This window comes from Sphingomonas aestuarii, from assembly GCF_054457155.1.
Map to the genome: position 1 here is coordinate 82,901 of NZ_JBTKVV010000005.1, position 21,614 is coordinate 104,514.

Sequence of the window (21,614 nt, forward strand, 5' to 3'; positions counted from 1 at the left end):
ACTGAAGCACCCCCTATATGGCATCAATCGACCGATTCTACAAATGCACGGCTCTCAACCCACGAAACCAAGCCCGACCACGGCGATCAGAAACAGGCTGATGATGATCGGAATCGAGATCGCGATCAGCACGAACATCCGAATTGCGGCCCTGGACCGGCGGAGCGAATAGCCGCCGCGCAACTGGCGATAGATGTGGAGAGGCGGGACCAGGCTTGCGACCGTCGCCACCAGCGCGGTCGGGGCGCCCAGCGCATGGGCCAGCATCAGCACGATGAACAGGATCGACATGAACGCGATCGAATAGGTGGCGAATACGGCGTGATCATAGGCGCGGAATTGCCGCCGCCACGCGAACATCGCCCAGATGAAGGGGATCGAGATCGGGATCAGCAGCCAGCTGAACTTATAGCTGTTTGCCTGGAGCTTGTAGAGCATCAGGCCCGGATTCTTGTCGGCCTTTTCGATCCCGGCGTCCAGCCGCGCCCAGCCGGTCTTGAACGATTCCCCACTGCCCTGCGTGCCAAACACCGGCTGAACCTGGTCAATCGCGGCGATTTCGGCGTCATATTCCGCAATGTCGCGCTCCGCTTCGGCGCGATCCGCTTCGCTCGTGCCCGTCGCATCGCGCGTCGCGACCGCGCGGTCGCGGCGCACGACCAGGCGATTGCGCTGGTCAGCGATTCCCGCCTGAACCTGCGCGGTATTGCCGCTGACTTCGCTGGGCGGCGCGATCCCCAGGATCGACAACACCGCGAACAGGGTAAACACCGAAAACAGGAACATCGCCATCGGCGACACGAACCGCGCGCGCTCGCCGTCGATGTAACGCCGGGTCAGTTCGCCGGGGCGAAAGGCGAGCAACGGCAGGGTGCGCCACAACTTGCCTTCGAAATGAACGACACCGTGCAGGATCTCATGCCAGATCGCACCGATCGAACGGTGAATGTGGCCGCCCTGCCCGCAGTGGTGGCAATGCGGCCCGATCCGCCGCGTCCCGCAGTTGAGGCACAGCCCCCCGGCACCGCCGCCGTCGCGCGCGTCGCCTTCGACTGCACGCGCCAGCAGCGCCCCGGTCGCGAGATGGCCGACCCCTTCGATTTCGCCGCTCATGAGGCGATTTCTAGCGCGTGGAGACGATGCTTGCGAGCCGAAATCCCGCCCCACGGTGTCAATTTGCGCGCCGATATGTTAGCATCTGCAACATGCTCGATAAGACCAACAATCCGACCGACCTGATCACCGATATGGGCAAGCGCGCGCGCGAAGCCGCCGCCATCCTCGCCCGCACCCCGACATCGACAAAGGCCGAAGTGTTGCGCACAGCCGCCGCGGCGCTGCGCGAGGATGCAGCCGCAATCCTCGATGCCAATGCCAAGGATTTGACCGCCGGGCGCGACAAGGGATTGGCGAATGCGATGCTCGACAGGCTGGCGCTCGATGACGGGCGGCTGGAGGGGATCGCGTCGGCGCTCGAAGCCGTTGCGGGACTGCCCGATCCGGTCGGCGACGTGATCGACGAAAGCGCGCCCGCCAACGGGCTGAAGCTCAAACGCGTGCGCGTGCCGCTGGGCGTCGTCGGCATCATCTATGAAAGCCGCCCCAACGTCACCGCCGATGCGGGCGCGCTGGCGATGATGGCGGGCAATGCCGCAATCCTGCGCGGCGGGACCGAGGCGGTACATTCGAACCGCGCGATCCACGCGGCGCTGGTGCGTGGACTGGAAAGCGCAGGGCTTCCTGCCGATGCGGTGCAACTGGTGCCGACGCAGGACCGCGCGGCGGTGGGCGCGATGCTCAAGGCCGACGGGCTGATCGACATCATCGTGCCGCGCGGCGGCAAAAGCCTGGTCGCGCGCGTTCAGGAAGAGGCGCGCGTACCGGTGCTCGCGCATCTGGACGGCATCTGCCACACCTATATCGACGGCGCTGCCGACGCCGACATGGCGCGCGACATCGCGGTCAATGCCAAGATGCGCCGCACCGGCGTCTGCGGCGCGACCGAAACGCTGCTGATCGACAAGGCGTTCGCCGATCCCGCCCCGGTGCTGGCGGCGCTGGCCGATGCGGGATGCGAAATCCGCGGCGATGCTGACGTGCGCGCGGTCGAGCCGCGCGCAAAGGCGGTGAACGAAGCGGATTGGGATACCGAATATCTCGAACCCGTGCTGTCGGCGCGGATGGTCGACGGCCTGGAAGATGCGATTGCCCATATCGCGCGCCACAGTTCGCACCATACCGATGCGATCATCACCGACGACGAAAGCCGCGCCGCCGAATTTCAGGCGCGCGTCGATTCGGCGATCGTGATGTGGAACGCCTCCACCCAGTTCGCCGATGGCGGCGAGTTCGGGCTGGGCGCGGAAATCGGCATTTCGACCGGTCGCCTGCACGCGCGCGGTCCAGTCGCGCTCGAAGGGCTGACGACCTATAAATGGCTGGTCGATGGCGGCGGACGGACCCGCGCTTGATCGGATGAATACAAAAGAATACATCACGAGCTATGGCAAAGACAGCAGTCATTACGACGCGCCTTGATCCCGAAACATTCGACCTGGTCGATCGGCTGGCAGCCGCGCAAGGGCGAAGCCGGGCGGACTTCGCGGCCGAAGCGATCCGCCGGATCGCCGAAAGCGAAGCGGATTTCATGGCGTTCATCCAAGTGGGCATCGATGCCATCGATCGCGGGGACGTCGTCTCGCATGAGGAAGTGATGGCCGGGCTTGCCGAGCGTATCGAAGCGCATCGCGCGCGATGCCGACCCTAGTCTGGACGCGTCCCGCATTCGATGATCTCGATGCAATCGATCGGTGGCTGACGGCAAATGTGCGGGGCGAAATCGCGATCGACATGCTGTCGGCCATCAAATTGCGCGCATATTTCCTGGAAAACTTCCCGCATGGCGGACGGCCAATCGGCGAGGGCCTCCGCGTTCTCCGCGTGATCGGTACGCCGTATCTTATCATCTACCGCATTGAAGGTGAGGCGGTTCAACTCCTCCGCATTCGTCACGAGCGCGAGGACTGGTTCGTGGAACCATGACCCGCATCGGCCTGCTCGGCGGATCGTTCAACCCGGCGCATAAGGGCCATCGCGCCATTTCGCTTCAGGCGATGCGCGCGCTGGGGCTGGACGAGGTGTGGTGGCTGGTGTCGCCGGGCAATCCGCTGAAGGACGGGGCTCGCGATATGGCGCCCTTTGCAGCGCGGCTGGCGTCGGCCACCCGCATGGCGCGCGGCAGCCGCATCCGCGCGACCGCGATCGAGACGAAGCTGGGCACGCGCTACACCGTCGATACGCTCCGGAAACTCGTCCGGCTCTATCCCGACAAGCGCTTCGTCTGGCTGATGGGGGCGGACAATCTGGCGCAGTTCGACCAGTGGCGCGACTGGCGCGGCATCGCGCGGACGGTTCCGATTGCGGTGATCGCGCGTCCAGGTTATGACAGACGCGCCCGCGCGAGTGTCGCGATGGGCTGGCTGCGGCGTCACAGGCGGCCCGCACGCCAGGCGCTCAACTGGACGAGCTGGAGTTTGCCGGCACTGGTGTTTCTGACCTTTCGCCCCGATCCAACTTCCGCAACGGCAATTCGTGCCGCCGATCCCGACTGGCACGCCATCGCCCCGCCCGCGCCCGAACCCCATTCCTAGGAACCCGATGCCCGCAACCCCCAATGCCCAGCGCTCTGCCGACACCGACCAGGTGGAGGCGCTGCACGCGCTCGTCCTTTCCTCGCTCGACGACGACCAGGCGGTCGAGGTCGTGTCGATCCCGCTCGCGGGCAAATCGAGCATCGCCGATTACATGGTCGTCGCATCGGGCAAATCGACGCGTCAGGTCGCGTCGATGGCGCAGAAGCTGGCCGAAAAGATCAAGGGCGAATTCCGCCGCACCGCGCGCGTTGAGGGACTGCCCAATGCCGATTGGGTGCTGATCGACGCGGGCGACGTGATCGTCCACCTGTTCCGGCCAGAGGTGCGCAGCTTCTACAATCTGGAGCGCATGTGGTCGTTCGGCGATGCGCCCCCGCCCCCGGTCCAGCCCGAGGGGTGAGACGGCGCCAGCCAACGGCATGGGGCGCTCACTCCCGTTCGTTTCGAGCGTAGTCGAGAAACGCGAACTTAGCGCGAGCAAACGTTTCTCGACTTCGCTCGAAACGAACGGGGATCAGGGATTCATGGCGATGGGGACTACTGGCTCATGCTGATCCACATCGTGGCGCGCGGCAAGATCGGGCGCTCGCCCGAAGCCGAACTGGTGGCGCGCTATCTGAAACGCGTCGCCTGGCCCACCAAGATCACCGAACTCCCCGACACCGGCGGCAAGCTGCCCCCGATCGAACCCGGCACCCGCATCGTCATGCTCGACGAAACCGGCGAGTCGTCCGGTTCGATAAAACTGGCCGAGCGGATCGGGCGATGGCGCGACGAGGGAGTGCGCGAACTGCGTTTCATGATCGGCGCTGCCGACGGATTCGACGATGCCGACCGTGCGAGCGCCGACATGCTGCTCAGCTTCGGACGGATGACATGGCCGCACATGCTGGCGCGCGCAATGCTTGCCGAACAGATCTGGCGCGCATCCTCCATCCTTGCCAACCATCCCTATCACCGCGAAGGATAGGGAGATGAAGCGCGCGCTTGCCCTTGCCATACTGGTGCCAATGGGCGCGGGGCTGACGGCGGCGAGCCTGGCGGCGCAGGATGCGCGCGTCCCGCCCGCCATCCAGTCGCAGCAGGATCGGCTGCGCGCCGCGCGCGCCGACAGCACCGCTGCGCTGAGGCGATCGCAGGCGCTGGAGATGCAGGCCGCCCGCGCGCGCGACGCCGCAGGCCGGGCAAGCGCCGAGCGCGCCGCCGCCGAAGCGCGCATCGTCGCAGCGCAAGCCGATATCGCCGCCGCCATCGCGCGCATTACGATCATCGACCGGCGGATCGCCGAGCAGCGCGAGCGGCTGGCCGAACGCCAGGGACCGATGGTGCGGCTGATCGCGGCGATCCAGTCACTGGCGCGGCGACCCGAAATCCTCGTGGTCGCCCAGCCGGGATCGCTGCGCGACGCGGTGCATGTCCGTGCCTTGCTCGGATCGGTCGGGCCGGTGATCGAGGCGCGCAGCCGTTCGGTCCGCGCCGAAATCGACCGGTCGCGCGACCTGCGCGGTCAGGCGGGGGTCGCCGTCACCTCGCTGAAGCGCGGCGTCGAGCGGGTCGATGCCGAGCGCATGCGCCTGATCGAAACCGAGGCTCGCCAGCGCCTGCGCGCGGGCGAGCTTGGGCGCGGCGCGCTGGTCGAATCGGACCGCGCCATCGCTTTGGGCGAACAGGCCCGCGATCTGATCGCCGATATCGACATGGCCGAAGACGCGAGCGCGACCGAGGCCCGGCTGATGACGATCGCAGGTCCGTTGCCGCGGCCCGAGGGCGAAGGCCCGGCGGCGATTCCGTCAGGCGAAGGCCCCTATCGCCTGCCCGTCGCGGGCAGCGTCGCGACCGGATTCGGCGAACTGTCCGAAAATGGCGTCCGTGCGCGCGGGATAAGTCTCGACGCCGCACCGAACGCCACGGTTACAGCCCCGGCGGCGGGCCGGGTGGTCTTCGCGCGCAGCTTTCGCCGCTATGGACGGATCGTCATCATCGACCACGGCGACGGCTGGTCGACGCTCGTCACTGGACTCGCGGCGCTCGGCGTCGAACCGGGCACCCAGGTCGCGCAGGGCGCACCCCTGGGCCGTGCGGGCGGCGGCGACGCGCTGCCGATCACGGTCGAGCTTCGCCGCCACGGCCGACCGGTCGATCTGGCGGCGCTGATCGGCTGACCGGTCAGTCGCGGTTCATCCATGCTTCGCTTTGATCCCGCTGTCGAAACCGGCTATCCTGCTTGCCACACATGTCGAAAGTCGCGTCCATGATCCGTCCCTTCCTTCAGGCAACCGCCATCGCCGGTGCGCTCGCACTGGTTCCCGTCACTACCGGCGCGATGGCGCAGGTTGACAGCGGCACCTATCGCGAGCTCGACCTGTTCATGGACGTGTTCAACACGGTGCGCGCCGATTATGTCGATCAGGTCGACGACAAGACACTGGTCGAAGGCGCGGTTCAGGGGATGCTCGCCGCGCTCGACCCGCATTCGGGCTATGTCAGCGCCAAGGATTTCGAAAATCTCCGCATTGCGACCGAGGGCAATTATGGCGGGCTGGGCCTGACGGTTTCGATGGAGGACCGGACGGTCAAGGTGATTGCGCCGACCGCCGATACGCCTGCCGACCGCGCGGGGATCAAGGCGGGGGATTACATCACCCATATCAACGGCAAGCTGATCTTTGGCGGGACGCTCGACGAGGCGGTGGCGGAAATGCGCGGTCCTCCGGGATCGAGCATCACCATCACCATCGTCCGCCCCGGCCGCGACCGCCCGATCGAGGTGGCGTTGAAGCGCGAAGTGATCGTGCAAAAGCCGGTCAAATGGGAAGTGAAGGACGGGATCGGCTATATCGCGATCAACACCTTTTCCCAGGCGACGGGCGCCGACACGCGTGCCGCGATCGCCGCGATCGACAAATCGCTGGGCCGCAAGCCCGCCGGTTACGTCATCGACCTTCGAAACAATGGCGGCGGGTTGCTGACCCAGGCGATCGAGGTGACCGACGTGTTTCTCGACCAGGGCGAAATCGTGTCGCAGCGCGGGCGCGACAAGCGCGATATCGAGCGTTTCTACGCCAAGAAGGGCGACGCGACCGGCGGCCTGCCGATCGTCGTGCTGATCGACGCAGGGTCCGCCTCGGCCTCCGAAATCGTTGCGGGTGCGCTTCAGGATCATCACCGCGCACTGGTGATGGGCGAGCGCAGCTTCGGCAAGGGATCGGTCCAGACGCTGCTGCCGCTGTCGTCCAACACCGCGCTGCGCCTGACCACCGCGCGTTACTATACGCCGTCGGGCAAGTCGGTTCAGGAAGGCGGGATCGAGCCCGACCTGATGGTGCCGCAGCTTTCCGACCCCGATTACAAGTCGCGGCCCGTGTTCCGCGAGGCCGATCTGCGCCGTCACCTCATCAACGAATCCGCCGCCGACGACCGCACGCTGGAAGAGGATGTGAAAGCCGATCCGCGCTTCGACATGACCGCCGAGCAGGTCAAGGCGAAGGGGATCGAGGATTTCCAGCTCCACTATGCGCTCCAGACGATCGGGCGGGTAAAGCCCGGCCAGGCGCTGGCTGCGCGTCCGGCGACCGCCCCCGCCACCAAGCGCTGAGCGACGCCGCATGGGCAACCATCCGGTGATCCTGGCGCGCTGGATCGCGCTGTGCGTGCCGGGCGTGCTGATTGCCGGGGCATGGATGTTCCAGATCGCGGGCTATCCGCCGTGCGAGATGTGCCATTGGCAGCGCTGGCCGCACTATGCCGCGATCGCGGCTGCGGGTGCGTCGTTTCTGGCGGTGTCGCGAATGGGATCGCGGGTGACGCTGGTGGCGCTTGCCGCGATCCTCATCGCGGTCAGCGGTGCGATCGGCGCGTTTCACGCAGGCGTCGAATATGGCTGGTGGGAAGGCGTCACCGCCTGCACTGCTAATTTGCCCACCGGGGATAATTTCCTTGAAGCGATCATGGCTGCGCCGGTTATTCGCTGCGACCGTGCGCCGTGGAGCTTATTCGGCATTTCGCTTGCCGGGTTCAACGCGGTCATTTCCCTCGGCGCGGCGGGCGCCATTTTGTGGCTGTTGAAGGCGAGGCGCGCATGACTGCTTCCAGACGCTGGCGACCCGGCGACCGCCGCGAGGCGACCGAAACGATGATCCGCGTCGACCAGGCGGGCGAATATGGCGCGACGCGCATCTATGCCGGGCAATTGGCAGTGATGGGCGACCGCAGCGAAGCGGGTCGCTCGATCGCGGGCATGGCGTTGCAGGAAGAACGACACCGCGCCTTTTTCGACGCGATGATCGCACGGCGCGGGGTCCGCCCGACGCTGCTCCAGCCGGTCTGGAAGGTCGCGGGCTTTGCGCTCGGCGCGGCGACCGCCGCGATGGGGCCGCGCGCGGCGATGGCCTGCACGGTGGCGGTGGAAACCGAGATCGACCGGCATTACCAGCATCAAGTCGACGAGCTGGGCGATGACGACCCCGAACTCGCCGATGCGGTTCGGCAGTTTCGCGAGGAAGAGCTGGAGCACAAGGACGCCGCGCTGGCGGCGGGCGCGGAGGAGGCGCCGGCCTATCCCCTGCTGTCGGCGGTGATCCGCGCGGGGTGCCGCGCCGCGATCGGGCTGTCGAAACGAATTTAGACGAAACGGATTTGACCCGAGCGCACGCTTCGTGCGTTGATGGGTCCAGGAGAATGACGATGCGTAAATTGGCCCTGATCGCAGTAGCAGGTTTGACCGGCATGCTCGCCGCCACCCCCGCCCAGGCGCAGCGCGCAACCGAAAACGGCGTGCTGGTCATCTATGGCGACGATCCCTGCCCGACCAACGCCGAAGGCAACGAAATCGTCGTGTGCGCCCGCCGTCCCGAGGCCGAGCGTTTTCGGATTCCCCAAGAACTGCGCGGACTTGAAGTCACGCCCGAAAACCGCAGCTGGGCGGTCCGGCAACAGGATGCGTTGAACGTCGGCAAGACCGGCATCGGCAGTTGCTCGACGGTCGGCCCGGGCGGCGCATCGGGATGCTTCGGCCAGGCCGCCGCGGCTGCCAAGGCCGAACGCCAGAACCGCGAACGCGCCGCCTCTCCGCTCGACTGATGCTCGCCCTGCGAACGATTCGCGGGTGAAACAAGCGGCGTCGGCGGTGGTTGAGCGTCCTGAACCTCAGGAGCAAATGTCATGGCCGAAGCCAAAATCTATGCCGATCTGAAAGCCGATCACGACCGCCACCGCGACATGCTCGCCAAGCTGGGCGAAACCCAGGGCGACAGCGAGGAGCGCCGGACGCTGTTCGAGGCGTTCCGCGTCGAGGTGACCGCTCATGCCGCGGCGGAGGAAGAATCGCTTTACGCCGAGATGCTCGGCAATCCCGAGCTTCGCGACGAAGCGCGGCATTCGGTGTCGGAGCACAAGGAAATCGACGATTTTCTGGCCGAATTGTCCGATATCGACATGAGCTCGTCCGCGTGGAAGCGCAAGTTCGACGACATGCGCCACCGTTACGAACATCATATCGACGAGGAAGAGGAAGAGATGTTCCCCGCCGCAGCGGAGGAACTGTCGGCCGCGACCGAAAAGAAGCTGGCCGCCACCTTCGAGGCAAACAAGCCGAAGGAAAAGGAAGCCGCGATCGCCAATCCACCGGGAGACGAGCGGGAGTGAGGCGAGGATACCGAGCGGCTCCGCCAAGGCCTGACGGACAGGGCTGAATCGATCCGATACCCAACCGTCATTCCCGCGAAGGCGGGAATGACGGAGGGATATAGTTCGTCCGCGCGAATGGCGGTTCAGTCGATCGTCGGCACCACGCAAACATCCACCCACTCGGCGCCGGTAATCTTCGCCAGCCTTGCCGGGCTCAGCTCCACCGATGCCGTGCGCGACCCAGCCGCCGGGAACACGCTCGCAAACGCCTTGAGCGACACGTCGCAATAGACCGGCAGCGCCGTCGCCAATCCGAACGGGCATATGCCACCGACCGGATGGCCGGTGATGCGTTCCGTAGTCCCGGTATCCAGCATCCGAGGGCGCTGGCCGAAACGGGATTTGAATTTACGGTTGTCGATGCGGGCATCGCCACTGGCGACGATCAGCAGCTGCGCATTGCCGCTGCTAAGCGCGATCGTCTTGGCGATGCGCGCGGGTTCCACGCCCAGCGTCCGGGCGGCTTCGGCGACGGTCGCGGTGCTGGCGCCCTGGTCGATGAGAACAGCGTCCGGGGCTCTTGTCGCCAAGAACGCCCGGACGCTGTCGATACTCATGCGAAGGACTTAGCCGTTCAGCTTGTCCTTGACCGCCTTGGCGGGACTGAAGCCCAGCTTCTTCGACGCTGCGATCTGGATGGTCGCACCGGTCGAGGGGTTGCGGCCTTCGCGAGCCGGGCTGTCCTTGACCTTGAACTTGCCGAAGCCGTTCAGCGACACTTCTTCGCCCTTCGAGGCGGCGTTGGTGATCGCGGTGAAGACGGCGTCGACGACCTTGCGGGCGTCGGCCTTGGTCAGGCCGTGATCGTTGGCAATGGCGTCGGCGAGATCGGCATTATTCACTTGGACATCCTCCTGTAGAGAAGCGGAAATGCGGGGATTAACGACGGTAACGCCCCCGGTCTAGCGGGGGAATGCGCCAGATCGCCCGAAACCAGGCGATTTGGCACCCGCAACCACTCAATTCGTCGCTAAAATGGGGCTAACCGTTTGCAGCGCGGCGATTGTCGATCGGTTTGTCGAGCATGGCGGCAACGGCGTCTTCGGTCACGGGGCGACTGAAATAATAGCCCTGGATATGGCTGCACCCTTGTTCGCGAAGGATGTCGAGTTGGCCGGCACTCTCCACCCCTTCCGCCGTCGTCTCCATCCCCAGCGCATCGGCGAGCGATGTGATCGATTTGATGATCGCGGTCGCCCCGTCGGAGCCGAGCAGGTCGATGATGAAGCTGCGGTCGATCTTGATCTTGTCGAAGGGAAAGCTGCGCAGATAGCTGAGCGACGAATAGCCGGTGCCGAAATCGTCGAGCGCGACGCGCACGCCCAGCGCGCGCAACGAGTGGAGCGAGGCGAGCGTGGTGTCGGGATTGTCGATGAACAGGCTCTCGGTGATTTCCAGTTCGAGCCGGTTGGGCGGCAGCCCGGTTTCCGACAGCGCCTGAAGGATCACCGTATTCAATCCCGGATTGCGGAATTGCACCGGCGACACGTTGACCGCGACGCGGACATGGTCGGGCCAGCCGCGCGCGACGCGGCAGGCTTCGCGGATCACCCACTCGCCGATCGGGATGATGAGGCCGGTATCCTCCGCCAGCGGAATGAAATCGACCGGCGACACCAGGCCGCGAGTCGGGTGATGCCAGCGCAGCAGCGCTTCGAACGCCGACACCCGCCCCTGGTTGAGGTCGAACAAAGGCTGGAACATCAGCGACAATTGCCCCTCGGCAATCGCATCGTGCAGGTCGAGTTCCATCTGGCGGCGCCTCTGCGCCTCTGCGTCCATTTCGGCCTCGAAAAAGCGATAGCCGCCGCGCCCGGCATGCTTGGCGCGGTAGAGCGCGAGGTCGGCATGTTTGACCAGCGTGACCGAGTCGACGCCGTCGGCACCGAGAATCGAAATGCCGACGCTGGTCCCCGGCACGATGCGGTGGCCGTTGACGATGCACGGCTTTGCCACCGTCTGGATCAGGGCGTGGGCGATGCGGTCGAGCGGACGGTGATGATCGTCGATCACCAGCGCAAATTCGTCGCCGCCCAGCCGCGCGACGAAGCCGTCGCCCGCAAAGTCGGACAGCCGCCGTGCGATTTCGCACAGCAGCGCGTCGCCAGTGGGATGGCCGAGCGTGTCGTTGACGACCTTGAAATTGTCGAGGTCGAGACAGAACAGCGCCTGTTTGCGATCGGTCGCCGGACGCGCGACCGTCATTGCCAGATGCTCGCGCAGCAAGGTGCGGTTGGCGAGCCCGGTCAGCGCATCGTGCAGCGCCATGTGGGTGATCTGGCGTTCGCGTTCGCCGATATCATCGACCATGCGGTTGAAACTGTCGGCCAGCGTGCCGAGTTCGTCGCGTGTCTCCACAACGACCTGAGCATAGTCGCCCTGCGCGACGCGCCTTGCCGCGGCGTCGAGTGCGCGAATCGGGCGGGTGATGCGCTTGGCGAGCAGCCAGCTTCCCGCTGCCGCCATCATCACGCCGATGATGCCGCAGATCAGCAGCGACCACAGCATCGGCGCATAGGCGGACAAAGCGTGAGTCAGGCTGTATTCGAGCAAGAGCGCCTGGGGGTCGTTCGAGCGGAACGAGGCGATCGGGGATGCCTGAAGCAAGACACGCCCCTGACCCGTCAGTCGTTCGGTCGTCGTGCCCATCGCCTTGCCATCGGGAAGTTCGGACACGGGGACGATGCGCGGTGCCAGATCGATCGCAGACAATTTGGAAAGCGCGGCCATTTCCCCGCCGTCGAGCGCATTGGCGAACACCACCCAGCCGATCGTCACCGGCGCCTGGACCGGCGCGGCCGCCGCGTTGAACCGCAGGTCGCCGATGCGAAGAACGCCGCGATCCGCACCGTCCTCCAGCGCCGCGCGCAACGTCTCCGCTTCGCCCGCGGGCAAGGCACCTGAAAAGCCGGTCACGTTGCCGTCGATATCGACGAAGAACGCCTGGTCGAGATCGAGCCGTCCTTTGAGCGAATCGAGCGCCGAGGCGATGGTCGGCGCGTCTCCGGTGGCGGCGGCTTCGCGGAAGCCGAAATCGGACGCCAGCACACGTCCGGCATCGCCCAATTGGGCATAGCGCATGGTGGTGACGCGATCGAACACCTTGGCGCCGGCTGCCATTTCGCTGGCGACCATGCGTTCGGCATAGGCGCTGATCCCGGTCTGTGCTCCGAGCAGGATGAGCGCGGCGGCCAGCGCGAACAGCCCGGCATAAAAGAGCGTCATCTTTGCCGAGAGCGAAGCCCCCAGCCGCTCCGCGACTCGCCCAAGACCGGAAATGCCCCCCGCCATGTCGATCAGCGCAACACGATCTGGATGCGCTTGGCGATCTCGCCGGAGGCAGGCACGTCGAGATCGAATACCGCTTCATTGTCCTTGGCACGCAGGCGCGGGTGCCAGACCGTCAGCTTCGCCTTGCCGCCGGTGACGCCTTCGACCAGCGTCCCGCCAGCCGCATTGGTCTTGGCCGCGAACGGCGTGTCGACGACCTTGATGAAACCCGACATCGAATCGTGGATGTTGCAGCCCAGCGCGACCGCTCCTGCGGTTTTGAAGGTATAGCCGCGGCTTTCGTCGCGCCCGAACAGCTTCAGTTCGAACCGCGCCGGTTTGGAAAAGCTGTAGACGTGGTGGCGGACCTTGTCCTGGTTGGGAAAGGTCACCGTCGCCCCCACCGGCACGATCAGCGTGCCCGGATTGAAGGCGATATTCTTCTGTATCACCTGGTTCGCCCAGGGAAAACGGATCGGACCGGCGGGCACCCCGGCGGCGGGATGGATGGTCACGACCGCATCGGCAACCGGCGCACCGGTCGCATCGACGACACGAATCCGGACATTTCCGGCCTGGGCGGGCAGCGCGGCAAGGCTGGCTGCGACGATGGCTAGGGTGATCTTCATCGCATCCGTATCGGAGGAAATCGTCAAACTCCGGTAAACGCGGATGCGGCAGGGTTGATCGAAGACAGTGAACCGGTTTTTAACCATCGCCTCGCTATCCGGCGGCAATGGATTGTTTCGTTTCATCCGCACGAGCGGCGTGGCTCGCCTCCGCCGCTGCGCTTTCGCTCGCGGCATTGCCCGCATCCGCACAACAGGTCGCCGAGCCCGGCAAGCTGTTGCTGACCAATGGTGTCTCGACGATCGAAGGCGCATCGGGCGGCGGCCTCACCCCCTGGGCAGTCATCGCGGGCAATGCGACGCGCGACGGGATCGGCGCCCAGGCGAATGTGACGGTCGCCGAACTGGCCGATTACGATTTCCGCAGCGCAGGGATCGCGATCGGCGCGTGGGACCGGGTAGAGGTCAGCTATGCGCGCCAGATGTTCGACACCAACTGGGTCGGCGGCGCGCTGGGCATCGGCAATGACTACAAGTTCGACCAGGATGTCTGGGGGCTGAAGGTCAAGCTGGCGGGCGACGTCGTTTATGGCCCCGAATGGATGCCTGCGGTCGCGGCCGGCGTGCAGTACAAGAAAAGTCTGGATGCCCCCGTCGTGCGCGCGGTCGGCGCGGCGCACGACGAGGGCGTCGATTATTATGTCTCTGCCACCAAGCTGTTCCTGAACTGGTCGCTGCTGGGTAATGTTACGCTGCGCGCGACCAAGGCGAACCAGACCGGGCTGCTCGGCTATGGCGGCGACCTGCGCGACCGCCACAGCGTTCAGGTCGAAGGATCGATGGCCTATCAATTCTCGCGCAGATTCGTGGTCGGCGCGGAATATCGCACCAAGCCCGACAATCTGGGCATCGCGCGCGAGGACGACTGGTGGGACGCCTTTGCCGCCTATGCCGTCAACCGTCACGTCACCGCGACGGTCGCCTATACCGACCTGGGTTCGATCGCGACGATCGAGGACCAGCGCGGGGTATTGTTCCAGCTTCAGGGAAGTTTCTAGATGCTCCAGTCGTCGATGATCGCGCTTGCGCTGCTGCTCGCGCCGCAGCACCAGTCCGCGCCGCCCGCGCATGCGATGCCGGGCGAGGAAGCGGTCGATCCCTATACCGTCGATCCCGCCAATGCCGGGGCCGCGCCTTTCTCCGGCGACGGCATGGCGCGCGCGTTCGGCGGACAGGACGGCATCCGCCGGATCGTCGACCGGTTCGTCGTTCTGAACTTTGCGGACGACCGGATCGGCGAGATTTTTGCCAATCACGATCAGGTGCGGCTGAAACGCACCTTGTTCGAACAGTTCTGCTACATCCTGAACGCGGGTTGCACCTATACCGGCCGCGACATGCGGTCGAGCCACAAGGACATGGGCATCCAGCAGGGCGACATGAACCGGCTGGTCGAAAACCTGCAGGCCGCGATGGCCGCCGAACGCGTGCCCTTCGCCGCGCAGAACCGCTTCCTGTCCAAACTCGCGCCGATGCGGGGGCACGTGGTCGAGCGCTGAGCGCCACAAACGCGGTTAGGCCTCGATTAACCTCGATTCGCGGGAACGCGGCAACCACCCCTGATGTTCTGTTCGGACCAAGGGGGCGTATTTCCTGTGACCGAACCTGCTTCATCGCTGACGACGACATCGCCGCCCCGCGCGCGGCGGTTCAAGATGTTTCACGTCGCCGAAATGCGCGTGCTCGACGCGCGGGTGAAGGTTCATGTGGTCAACCTGTCCACCTCCGGCCTGATGCTGAGGAGCGACGCGCCGCCTTCGACCGGCACCACCGCGATTTTCGATCTGGGCATCGCCGAGCGCCGGGGGCGCGTGGTGTGGTGCCAGGCGGATCGATGCGGCGTGCAGTTCCTGGTCCCGCTGACCGATGCCGAACTCGACGTCCTGACCGCACCGTCCGCCGCGAACGGGTCGCCCGCACGCGTGGCATTCGAGCGACTCGCGGCGCGGTTCGCGCCTTCTCGCGGGTAACCCGCCGCGCCTGAATCGCCTTGCGAAACGACTCTTCGTCGTCACCCTCGCACCGTACGGCGCAGATTCGCGCGCGCGCTCTTTTCGACACCCCCCGGACCATGCATCGAGCCTCGCCATGAGGGGGCTCATGCCAATGAACCGGTTTCTGATCGCCGCCGCCGCCCTGTGCGCGGCGGGTGTTTCCGCCGCGCCCGCGACGGCGCAGACCGCCGCCGCAGGCGTCGCCGCCGCGCCGTTCGAACTGGGTATGGCCAGCTTCTTCGCCGCCGAAATGGCCGGGCGGCGCACCGCCAATGGCGAAACCTGCGATCCCGCCACGCTGACCGCCGCGCACCGGACATTGCCGTTCGGGACCAAATTGCGCGTCACCAATCCGGCCAATGGCAAGAGCGTGATCGTGCGCATCAACGATCGCGGCCCCTTTGCGCGCGGACGCGTCATCGACCTGTCGAAAGCCGCCGCCGCGGAGATCGGACTGGTCCAGCGCGGCCACGGGCGCGTCGAACTCCACCGGCTCGATAACGAGGCCGATAGCGAGGGTTGAGCGCGGCCAAGCCGCGCGGCGGTTGACCCCCGCCCTATTGCAATGCAGCAATGGCGGGCATGGCTAGCCTCCCCGCGATCGCAAACAACCCCGACATCCAATATCTCGGCCAGAAGCTGGGCGACGTCATCCGCGCCTATGGCGGCGACCGGTTGTTCGAGCGGATCGAATATATCCGCCGTTCGTCGGTCGATCGGCATCGCGGGCTGGAAGGCGCAGAGGAGACCGATCCCGGCCTGGGGCGGCTGAGCCTCGACGAGACGCTCGATTTCGTGCGCGGCTTCATGCTGTTTTCGATGCTCGCCAATCTGGCCGAGGATCGCCAGGGGATCGCGGTCGACCCTGACGCCGACGTCGAATCGGCGCTCGAACGCCTGGCCGCCGACGGCATCGACCGCAAGCGCGTGCTCGAGCTGCTCGAACACGCGCTGATCGCGCCGGTGCTGACCGCGCACCCGACCGAAGTGCGGCGCAAGTCGATGATCGACCACCGCAACCGCATCGCCGAACTGATGGCCCTGCGCGATCGCGGGATCGAGGAAACCCCCGATGGCGACCGGGTGGACGAGGCGATCCTGCGTCAGATCGCGCTGTTGTGGCAGACGCGCGTGCTGCGCCGCGAACGGCTGCACGTCGCCGACGAGGTGGAGACCGCGCTGTCCTACATGCGCGACGTGTTCGTGCCCGCGCTTCCCGCGCTATATGCCCGCTGGGACCGCGCGGTCGGCGAACGCGTGCCGAGCTTCCTGAAACCCGGAAGCTGGATCGGCGGCGACCGCGACGGCAATCCGTTCGTCACCGCCGAGTCGATGCGGCTGGCCTTGTCGCGCGCCGCCGAGGTTGCGCTGGGCCATTATCTCGACGGCGTTCATGCGCTGGGCGCCGAGCTGTCGATCTCGACCGAGCACAGCGATGTCGGCGACGCGGTGAACGCGCTCGCTGACGGATCGGGCGACACCGCCGCCAGCCGTGCCGACGAACCCTATCGCCGCGCGCTGTCGGGCATCTATGCGCGGCTGTGCGCGACCCACAAATTGCTGACCGGCAAGCGCGCGCCGCGCCCCGCGCCGATCGAGGCCGAACCCTATGCGTGCCCGAACCGGCTGCGCGACGACCTGATCGCGCTGGCCCGCGGGCTTGGCGCGGGCGGCAGCGGTGCGCTGGCGTCGGGCGGCGCGCTGGGGCGGCTGATCCGCAGCGTCGAGACGTTCGGCTTCCACCTCGCGACGCTCGACATGCGCCAGAACTCGGCGGTCCACGAACGCGTCGTCGCCGAACTGCTCAAGGTCGCCGGGGTGGAGGCCGATTACGCCGCGCTGGACGAGGAGGCCCGCATCGCGCTGCTCCGCCGCGAACTCGCCAGCCCGCGCCCGCTGACCAGCCCCTATGCCGATTATTCGGACGAGACGAAGGGCGAGATCGCGATCATGCACGCCGCCGCCGAAGCGCATGCGCGCTTCGGACGGGCGGCGATCACCCAATATGTCGTGTCGATGGCGCAGTCGGTGTCCGACCTGCTCGAAGTCCATCTGATGCTGAAAGAGGCCGGGCTGTACGTCCCCGGGGAACCGCCCCAGGCGCACATCATGGCGGTGCCGTTGTTCGAGACGGTCGCCGATCTGGAAGCCGCGCCGGACATCATGCGCGCCTGGTTCGCGCTCCCCGAAATCGCCGCGATCGCCAAGCCGCGCGGGTTTCAGGAAGTGATGATCGGCTATTCCGATTCGAACAAGGATGGCGGTTACCTGACCTCCACCTGGCAATTGAGCCGGGGATCGACCGCACTGCTCCCGGTGTTCGCCGACGCAGGCGTGGGCATGCAGCTGTTCCACGGGCGCGGGGGCGCGGTTGGGCGCGGCGGCGGTTCGGCCTATGCCGCGATCCAGGCGCAACCGCCCGGCACCGTCCAGGGCCGCATCCGCATCACCGAACAGGGCGAGGTGATCGCCGCGAAATACGGCACGGTCGCCAGCGCCAAGACCAATCTGGAAGCGATGGCGTCGGCGACCCTGCTCGCCAGCCTGGAGCCGCAGCGGCTGAGCCAGCCCGATTACGACCGGTTTTCGGCGGCAATGGATAGGCTGTCGGACGCCGCGTTCCGCGCCTATCGCGCGCTGGTGTACGACACCGACGGCTTCCGCCAGTTCTTTCGCCAGATGACGCCGATCGCGGAAATCTCGACGCTCAAGATCGGCAGCCGCCCGGCCAGCCGCAAGAAATCGGACGCGATCGAGGATCTGCGCGCCATCCCCTGGGTGTTCAGCTGGGCACAGGCGCGGGTGATGCTCCCCGGCTGGTACGGCGTCGGCCAGGCGATTGCCGGGTTCGAGGACAAGGGCCTGCTCAAGGAGATGGCGCAGGGCTGGCCGCTGTTCCAGTCGACGCTCGCTAACATGGAAATGGTGCTGGCGAAATCCGACATCGGCATCGCCGCGCGCTACGCCGAACTGGTCGAGGATGCGGCCTTGCGCGCGCGCATCTTCGATCGGGTCCGGGGCGGCTGGCACCAGACGCATGACTGCCTGCTGGCGGTCACCGGCCAGGAGCGGCTGCTGGAGGCCAATCCGGGGCTTGAAACCTCGATCCGGCTGCGGCTTCCCTATATCGAGCCGCTCAACCTGCTCCAGATCGAATTGCTCAAACGCCACCGGAGCGGCGAGGATGATTCCCGCATCGGCGAGGGCATCCAGCTGTCGATCAACGCGATCGCGACCGCGCTGAGGAATAGCGGGTAATCATTCTTCCCCACGTGGGGAGGTGGCAGCGCGCAGCGCTGACGGAGGGGGAGCGCCTCGAAGCGCAACGCGCGTGGCACGCCCCCTCCACCGCTCTTCGAGCGGTCCCCCTCCCCATGAATGGGGAGGATTTTAGGGCAGGAATGTCTCCGCCACCTCTTTCGGGACGCGCAAGATTCGCCCCGTCGCGCGGTCGATGATCGCCCAAGTGGTCTTTGCTTCCACCTTCACCCGCCCGTCTTCGCCGGTGAAGCGCATGTGCCGGTCGAACCGCGCGCCGCGCGGAGGGTCCTGAACCCAGGTTTCCGCCGTCACCGTCTCGCCTGCCGAGACATTACCGCGATAGTCGATCTCGTGCCGGGTCACGACCCAGATATAGGCATCGGCATGTTCGGGCGGCGCGACCGCCATCCAGTGGCCGACCGCGACGTCCTGTATCCATTTCACCCACACCGCATTGTTGACGTGGCCGAGTTCGTCGATGTCCTCCGGGGTGGCGGTGATGGTGCGGGTATAGCGGCTCATACAGACGGATTATCACAACCTTTGACGTTGCACTCCCTCATCCGTTCGTTTCGAGCCAGTTCTCAGGGATCGGTCGTGCAGCGCTTCCGGTTGCCGGTGGGGAAAGTGATATACGCCTCGGTCCCCTGGCCGCGCAGGGCATAGCCGCCGCCTTCATAGGCGATGCCCGAGCCCGAGCGCCGCTGGTCGAGCACCGCCAGCCGCCGCCTGCCGGTCGCGAGTTCGACCGTGTTCGCGTCATTGTCGAAATTGGCGTTGTAGCGGCTGTCGTCGTCGCAGCGATATTCGGCGCGGATGCGGTTGGGCTGGGCGGGGGCGGGGTCGGCGACCTCCGGGGGGCGCGGATCGACATCGGTGTCGCGGATGCGCCAGCGGCGATCGACCTGAAGCGTCCCCTCGATCGCGGCGGTTCGCTGGAGGGTGATCGCGCCCTCCATCCGCAGCGGCTTGCCGCCGTCGCGCAGGCGAGCGGTGACCGTGACCGGGAGTTCGATGTGCCGCTGGCCCGCGCCCGCATCGACGCGGCCGGGCTCGCCGATCTCGCCCGAATAGCGCGCATAGCGGTCGAAACTGTCGGCGAACTGGCGCGCGCTCATGCCCGTCGCCTGACCTTCGTCGCGCCAAAGATTATAGGCGGCACGGTAATCGCGCTCGCCGATCAGGCGGAAATAGGTCTCGGCGACCGCCACCGCATCGGCGACATCCTGTTCAGCGTCGGGCTCGGCGATCGGATCGGAATCGGGCGCGGCGTCGTTACCGATCGTCGCGTCGGGCGCGGCGTCGGCGAGCGCCGGGTTTTCGGGCGGCAACGGGTCTTCGAGTCGAGCATCGATTCGCTCGCCCTGTTCGATCCGGGCGGCGGCGTCCGCGGCCTCGTTCCCATCCTCTCCCGCGCCGCACGCCGCCAGCAGCAGCGCGAGGCCGACAACCCCGGTTCGCATCATGGCGTCAGCGGTCGTCGTCTTCGTCCTCTTCGTCAAGGGCGTCGACCGCGTCTTCGTCATTCTCGTCATCGATTTCGCCCCCAAGATCGGGGTCGAGATCGACCAGAATCGTGCCATCACTGCGGCCATCGCGTGTCACTTCGAGGATTTCGGCGCGCTGGCTTTCGTCATAGCCATCCTCGTCATAGCCGTCATCGCCGGGATTCTGATCGGTCACCTGATGTCCACCCATCGGCTTCATCCATCCTGTTGGCGCAGCGGAATGCCGCGCTCGGTCACGATCGAACGGAGAGCGGGCCGACTCCGTTCCCGACGCTTGCGACGAACGGTTGGACGTCGCGTGCGGGATCAGTGCGAACGGAACAGCTTGCCGCGTTCGCCGATGAAGACGATGACCATCGCGATCAGCCCGCAGATCAGGAATCCTCCGTAGAGCGGCACCGTCGTCCCGTCGAATGCCTGGCCGATCAGCGCGCCGATCACCGCGCCGCCCAGCGTCGCGACAAAGCCCTGCGCGCTCGACGCGGTGCCGGCGATATGGCCCATATTCTCCATCGCCATCGCCGAGAAATTGGACGCCGCCAGCCCGAAACACGCCATCATCGCCGCCTGGAGGATCGCGAACACCACCAGATGTTCGCCCCCGATCCATGACACGATCAGATGGACGCCCGCGATCACGATCAGCCCGGTCAGCGCCGAATGCGACAAGAGCCGTGTGCCGAACCGCATGACGATCCGCGAATTCATGAAATTGGCGACCGCCATCGTGCCTGCGACGCACGCGAAGATCACGGTCAGCAATTCTGGGCGTCCGAAAATGTCGGACATGATCTGCTGGATCGAATTGATGAACCCGAACAATCCGCCCGAAATCAGCGCGGCGGCAAGCGTATAGCTGACCGCCATCCGGTCGCGCGCGACGAACGCATAGCCTTGCGTGATGCGCGTAACACTCAATTCGTGGCGGTCCTCGGGCTTCAGCGTCTCGGGCATCCGCAGCCAGAACCAGGCAAGGATCATGGCCGCGACCACGGCGATGCCGACGAAAATCCAGCGCCACGGCGCGAACAGCAGCACGATCTGGCCGAAGGCAGGCGCAAGCACCGGCGCCGCCATGAACACCACGAACACCAGGCTCATGACGCGCGCCATCGCCCGGCCCGAAAAGCAATCGCGCACCAGCGCGATCGTCACGACGCGCGCGCCCGCAACCGCCATGCCGGAGGCGAAGCGCGCGGCGAGCAACAGTTCGAAACTGCCCGCAATCGCCGCCAGCAAATTGGTCGCGACCGCCGCGAGCAGCGCGACCGCCAGCACCGGACGCCGCCCGAACCGGTCGGCCAGCGGCCCGTGCGCCAGTTGCGCGACGGCAAACCCCACGAGGAACGCGGTGATGACGAACTGCCGGTCATTGTCGCGCAGCACGCCCAGCGACTCGCCGATCGCGGGCAGCGCGGGGAGCATCGAATCGATGCCGAGCGCGGTCAGCGCCATCAGCGCCGCGGCGAGTGCCACGAATTCGCCAAAGGGAATCGGCGCCTGATTCTCGCTGATACGGGGAGTCGCTTGTTGCATCGCAGCGGTTCCATGAACCTGTGGCATCCATTCGTCACGCCCCAATCTGCTTGAAACCGATCGTTTCCATGCCCACTG

26 protein-coding genes are annotated in these 21,614 nt (G+C 66.1%); 17 read left to right on the plus strand and 9 right to left on the minus strand.

Translation table 11 applies throughout. The annotated features are described in order from the left end of the window. Window positions 1–54: 54 nt before the first annotated feature. Window positions 55–1,113: a DUF3667 domain-containing protein gene (locus ACX0GZ_RS11095; protein WP_458816374.1), complete on the minus strand. Its 1,059-nt coding sequence runs from the start codon at window positions 1,111–1,113 to the stop codon at window positions 55–57. A gap of 92 nt (window positions 1,114–1,205) precedes the next feature. Between ACX0GZ_RS11095 and ACX0GZ_RS11100 the strand changes: the two genes are divergently transcribed. The 12 genes from ACX0GZ_RS11100 to ACX0GZ_RS11155 all read left to right on the plus strand — a co-directional run bounded on the left by ACX0GZ_RS11100 (window position 1,206) and on the right by ACX0GZ_RS11155 (window position 9,296). Then, a complete protein-coding gene (locus ACX0GZ_RS11100) occupies window positions 1,206–2,471 on the plus strand; it encodes a glutamate-5-semialdehyde dehydrogenase (RefSeq protein ID WP_458816376.1) in 1,266 nt (421 codons plus the stop codon). A gap of 32 nt (window positions 2,472–2,503) precedes the next feature. Next, the gene (locus ACX0GZ_RS11105) at window positions 2,504–2,767 is read left to right on the plus strand and encodes a CopG family ribbon-helix-helix protein (RefSeq protein ID WP_458816378.1); all 264 of its coding nucleotides are present in this window, start codon (window positions 2,504–2,506) and stop codon (window positions 2,765–2,767) included. After that, on the plus strand, window positions 2,755–3,042 hold the full coding sequence (locus ACX0GZ_RS11110; protein WP_458816380.1) for a type II toxin-antitoxin system RelE/ParE family toxin: 288 nt from the start codon (window positions 2,755–2,757) through the stop codon (window positions 3,040–3,042). The genes ACX0GZ_RS11105 and ACX0GZ_RS11110 overlap by 13 nt, the downstream gene beginning before the upstream one ends. Further along, the gene (locus ACX0GZ_RS11115) at window positions 3,039–3,650 is read left to right on the plus strand and encodes a nicotinate-nucleotide adenylyltransferase (protein ID WP_458816382.1); all 612 of its coding nucleotides are present in this window, start codon (window positions 3,039–3,041) and stop codon (window positions 3,648–3,650) included. The genes ACX0GZ_RS11110 and ACX0GZ_RS11115 overlap by 4 nt, the downstream gene beginning before the upstream one ends. A gap of 7 nt (window positions 3,651–3,657) precedes the next feature. After that, the gene (rsfS, locus tag ACX0GZ_RS11120; RefSeq protein ID WP_458816384.1) at window positions 3,658–4,053 is read left to right on the plus strand and encodes a ribosome silencing factor; all 396 of its coding nucleotides are present in this window, start codon (window positions 3,658–3,660) and stop codon (window positions 4,051–4,053) included. 147 nt (window positions 4,054–4,200) lie between these two features. Beyond that, a complete protein-coding gene (locus tag ACX0GZ_RS11125; RefSeq protein ID WP_458816386.1) occupies window positions 4,201–4,623 on the plus strand; it encodes a 23S rRNA (pseudouridine(1915)-N(3))-methyltransferase RlmH in 423 nt (140 codons plus the stop codon). Window positions 4,624–4,627: 4 nt separating this feature from the next. Then, window positions 4,628–5,815, plus strand: coding sequence for a murein hydrolase activator EnvC family protein (locus ACX0GZ_RS11130; protein WP_458816388.1), 1,188 nt, complete (start codon window positions 4,628–4,630; stop codon window positions 5,813–5,815). A gap of 89 nt (window positions 5,816–5,904) precedes the next feature. Further along, on the plus strand, window positions 5,905–7,248 hold the full coding sequence (locus ACX0GZ_RS11135; protein WP_458816390.1) for a S41 family peptidase: 1,344 nt from the start codon (window positions 5,905–5,907) through the stop codon (window positions 7,246–7,248). 10 nt (window positions 7,249–7,258) lie between these two features. After that, the gene (locus ACX0GZ_RS11140) at window positions 7,259–7,735 is read left to right on the plus strand and encodes a disulfide bond formation protein B (protein WP_458816392.1); all 477 of its coding nucleotides are present in this window, start codon (window positions 7,259–7,261) and stop codon (window positions 7,733–7,735) included. Beyond that, a complete protein-coding gene (locus tag ACX0GZ_RS11145; protein WP_458816394.1) occupies window positions 7,732–8,277 on the plus strand; it encodes a demethoxyubiquinone hydroxylase family protein in 546 nt (181 codons plus the stop codon). Before ACX0GZ_RS11140 ends, ACX0GZ_RS11145 begins: the two co-directional genes overlap by 4 nt. A 59-nt stretch (window positions 8,278–8,336) precedes the next feature. Beyond that, entirely contained in the window at window positions 8,337–8,732 is a 396-nt protein-coding gene (locus ACX0GZ_RS11150) for a hypothetical protein (protein WP_458816396.1), read from the plus strand. Between the two features lie 81 nt (window positions 8,733–8,813). Continuing rightward, window positions 8,814–9,296: a hemerythrin domain-containing protein gene (locus ACX0GZ_RS11155; RefSeq protein ID WP_458816398.1), complete on the plus strand. Its 483-nt coding sequence runs from the start codon at window positions 8,814–8,816 to the stop codon at window positions 9,294–9,296. Between the two features lie 125 nt (window positions 9,297–9,421). On the opposite strand, the gene ACX0GZ_RS11160 is transcribed toward ACX0GZ_RS11155, so the two are convergent. The 4 genes from ACX0GZ_RS11160 to ACX0GZ_RS11175 form a co-directional block, all read right to left on the minus strand. Then, on the minus strand, window positions 9,422–9,895 hold the full coding sequence (locus ACX0GZ_RS11160; protein WP_458816400.1) for a YbaK/EbsC family protein: 474 nt from the start codon (window positions 9,893–9,895) through the stop codon (window positions 9,422–9,424). A 9-nt stretch (window positions 9,896–9,904) separates the two neighbouring features. Further along, window positions 9,905–10,210, minus strand: a complete 306-nt coding sequence (locus ACX0GZ_RS11165; protein ID WP_458816693.1) for an HU family DNA-binding protein — start codon at window positions 10,208–10,210, stop codon at window positions 9,905–9,907. A 109-nt stretch (window positions 10,211–10,319) separates the two neighbouring features. After that, on the minus strand, window positions 10,320–12,629 hold the full coding sequence (locus ACX0GZ_RS11170; protein ID WP_458816402.1) for a putative bifunctional diguanylate cyclase/phosphodiesterase: 2,310 nt from the start codon (window positions 12,627–12,629) through the stop codon (window positions 10,320–10,322). Between the two features lie 5 nt (window positions 12,630–12,634). Further along, a complete protein-coding gene (locus ACX0GZ_RS11175; RefSeq protein WP_458816404.1) occupies window positions 12,635–13,237 on the minus strand; it encodes a cupredoxin domain-containing protein in 603 nt (200 codons plus the stop codon). A 107-nt stretch (window positions 13,238–13,344) separates the two neighbouring features. Here ACX0GZ_RS11175 and ACX0GZ_RS11180 point away from each other — a divergent pair, with 107 nt between their 5' ends. From ACX0GZ_RS11180 to ppc, 5 genes are all read left to right on the plus strand, one after another. Continuing rightward, window positions 13,345–14,235, plus strand: a complete 891-nt coding sequence (locus ACX0GZ_RS11180; protein WP_458816406.1) for a DUF3034 family protein — start codon at window positions 13,345–13,347, stop codon at window positions 14,233–14,235. Beyond that, window positions 14,236–14,736: a group I truncated hemoglobin gene (locus tag ACX0GZ_RS11185; RefSeq protein WP_458816408.1), complete on the plus strand. Its 501-nt coding sequence runs from the start codon at window positions 14,236–14,238 to the stop codon at window positions 14,734–14,736. A gap of 96 nt (window positions 14,737–14,832) precedes the next feature. Continuing rightward, window positions 14,833–15,207, plus strand: coding sequence for a PilZ domain-containing protein (locus tag ACX0GZ_RS11190; RefSeq protein ID WP_458816410.1), 375 nt, complete (start codon window positions 14,833–14,835; stop codon window positions 15,205–15,207). A 136-nt stretch (window positions 15,208–15,343) separates the two neighbouring features. Continuing rightward, window positions 15,344–15,754: a septal ring lytic transglycosylase RlpA family protein gene (locus ACX0GZ_RS11195; RefSeq protein WP_458816412.1), complete on the plus strand. Its 411-nt coding sequence runs from the start codon at window positions 15,344–15,346 to the stop codon at window positions 15,752–15,754. Window positions 15,755–15,813: 59 nt separating this feature from the next. Continuing rightward, window positions 15,814–18,489: a phosphoenolpyruvate carboxylase gene (ppc, locus tag ACX0GZ_RS11200; RefSeq protein WP_458816414.1), complete on the plus strand. Its 2,676-nt coding sequence runs from the start codon at window positions 15,814–15,816 to the stop codon at window positions 18,487–18,489. Between the two features lie 132 nt (window positions 18,490–18,621). On the opposite strand, the gene ACX0GZ_RS11205 is transcribed toward ppc, so the two are convergent. From ACX0GZ_RS11205 to ACX0GZ_RS11220, 4 genes are all read right to left on the minus strand, one after another. Continuing rightward, complete coding sequence (locus ACX0GZ_RS11205) at window positions 18,622–19,014, minus strand: acyl-CoA thioesterase (protein ID WP_458816416.1); 393 nt, start codon at window positions 19,012–19,014, stop codon at window positions 18,622–18,624. Between the two features lie 62 nt (window positions 19,015–19,076). After that, entirely contained in the window at window positions 19,077–19,958 is an 882-nt protein-coding gene (locus ACX0GZ_RS11210; RefSeq protein WP_458816418.1) for an MliC family protein, read from the minus strand. 4 nt (window positions 19,959–19,962) lie between these two features. Next, on the minus strand, window positions 19,963–20,190 hold the full coding sequence (locus ACX0GZ_RS11215; protein ID WP_458816420.1) for a hypothetical protein: 228 nt from the start codon (window positions 20,188–20,190) through the stop codon (window positions 19,963–19,965). Between the two features lie 116 nt (window positions 20,191–20,306). Further along, on the minus strand, window positions 20,307–21,536 hold the full coding sequence (locus tag ACX0GZ_RS11220; protein WP_458816422.1) for a multidrug effflux MFS transporter: 1,230 nt from the start codon (window positions 21,534–21,536) through the stop codon (window positions 20,307–20,309). Between the last annotated feature and the right edge of the window lie 78 nt (window positions 21,537–21,614).

Coding starts and splice junctions, on each gene's coding strand:
- ACX0GZ_RS11185 (WP_458816408.1), top strand. CDS start 14,236: ATGCTCCAGTCGTCGATGATCGCGCTTGCGCTGCTGCTCGCGCCGCAG.
- ACX0GZ_RS11115 (WP_458816382.1), top strand. CDS start 3,039: ATGACCCGCATCGGCCTGCTCGGCGGATCGTTCAACCCGGCGCATAAG.
- ACX0GZ_RS11135 (WP_458816390.1), top strand. CDS start 5,905: ATGATCCGTCCCTTCCTTCAGGCAACCGCCATCGCCGGTGCGCTCGCA.
- ppc (WP_458816414.1), top strand. CDS start 15,814: ATGGCTAGCCTCCCCGCGATCGCAAACAACCCCGACATCCAATATCTC.
- rsfS (WP_458816384.1), top strand. CDS start 3,658: ATGCCCGCAACCCCCAATGCCCAGCGCTCTGCCGACACCGACCAGGTG.
- ACX0GZ_RS11210 (WP_458816418.1), bottom strand. CDS start 19,958: ATGATGCGAACCGGGGTTGTCGGCCTCGCGCTGCTGCTGGCGGCGTGC.
- ACX0GZ_RS11130 (WP_458816388.1), top strand. CDS start 4,628: ATGAAGCGCGCGCTTGCCCTTGCCATACTGGTGCCAATGGGCGCGGGG.
- ACX0GZ_RS11095 (WP_458816374.1), bottom strand. CDS start 1,113: ATGAGCGGCGAAATCGAAGGGGTCGGCCATCTCGCGACCGGGGCGCTG.
- ACX0GZ_RS11160 (WP_458816400.1), bottom strand. CDS start 9,895: ATGAGTATCGACAGCGTCCGGGCGTTCTTGGCGACAAGAGCCCCGGAC.
- ACX0GZ_RS11205 (WP_458816416.1), bottom strand. CDS start 19,014: ATGAGCCGCTATACCCGCACCATCACCGCCACCCCGGAGGACATCGAC.
- ACX0GZ_RS11155 (WP_458816398.1), top strand. CDS start 8,814: ATGGCCGAAGCCAAAATCTATGCCGATCTGAAAGCCGATCACGACCGC.
- ACX0GZ_RS11170 (WP_458816402.1), bottom strand. CDS start 12,629: ATGGCGGGGGGCATTTCCGGTCTTGGGCGAGTCGCGGAGCGGCTGGGG.
- ACX0GZ_RS11150 (WP_458816396.1), top strand. CDS start 8,337: ATGCGTAAATTGGCCCTGATCGCAGTAGCAGGTTTGACCGGCATGCTC.
- ACX0GZ_RS11175 (WP_458816404.1), bottom strand. CDS start 13,237: ATGAAGATCACCCTAGCCATCGTCGCAGCCAGCCTTGCCGCGCTGCCC.
- ACX0GZ_RS11140 (WP_458816392.1), top strand. CDS start 7,259: ATGGGCAACCATCCGGTGATCCTGGCGCGCTGGATCGCGCTGTGCGTG.
- ACX0GZ_RS11125 (WP_458816386.1), top strand. CDS start 4,201: ATGCTGATCCACATCGTGGCGCGCGGCAAGATCGGGCGCTCGCCCGAA.
- ACX0GZ_RS11105 (WP_458816378.1), top strand. CDS start 2,504: ATGGCAAAGACAGCAGTCATTACGACGCGCCTTGATCCCGAAACATTC.
- ACX0GZ_RS11220 (WP_458816422.1), bottom strand. CDS start 21,536: ATGCAACAAGCGACTCCCCGTATCAGCGAGAATCAGGCGCCGATTCCC.
- ACX0GZ_RS11100 (WP_458816376.1), top strand. CDS start 1,206: ATGCTCGATAAGACCAACAATCCGACCGACCTGATCACCGATATGGGC.
- ACX0GZ_RS11195 (WP_458816412.1), top strand. CDS start 15,344: ATGAACCGGTTTCTGATCGCCGCCGCCGCCCTGTGCGCGGCGGGTGTT.
- ACX0GZ_RS11110 (WP_458816380.1), top strand. CDS start 2,755: ATGCCGACCCTAGTCTGGACGCGTCCCGCATTCGATGATCTCGATGCA.
- ACX0GZ_RS11215 (WP_458816420.1), bottom strand. CDS start 20,190: ATGGGTGGACATCAGGTGACCGATCAGAATCCCGGCGATGACGGCTAT.
- ACX0GZ_RS11145 (WP_458816394.1), top strand. CDS start 7,732: ATGACTGCTTCCAGACGCTGGCGACCCGGCGACCGCCGCGAGGCGACC.
- ACX0GZ_RS11180 (WP_458816406.1), top strand. CDS start 13,345: ATGGATTGTTTCGTTTCATCCGCACGAGCGGCGTGGCTCGCCTCCGCC.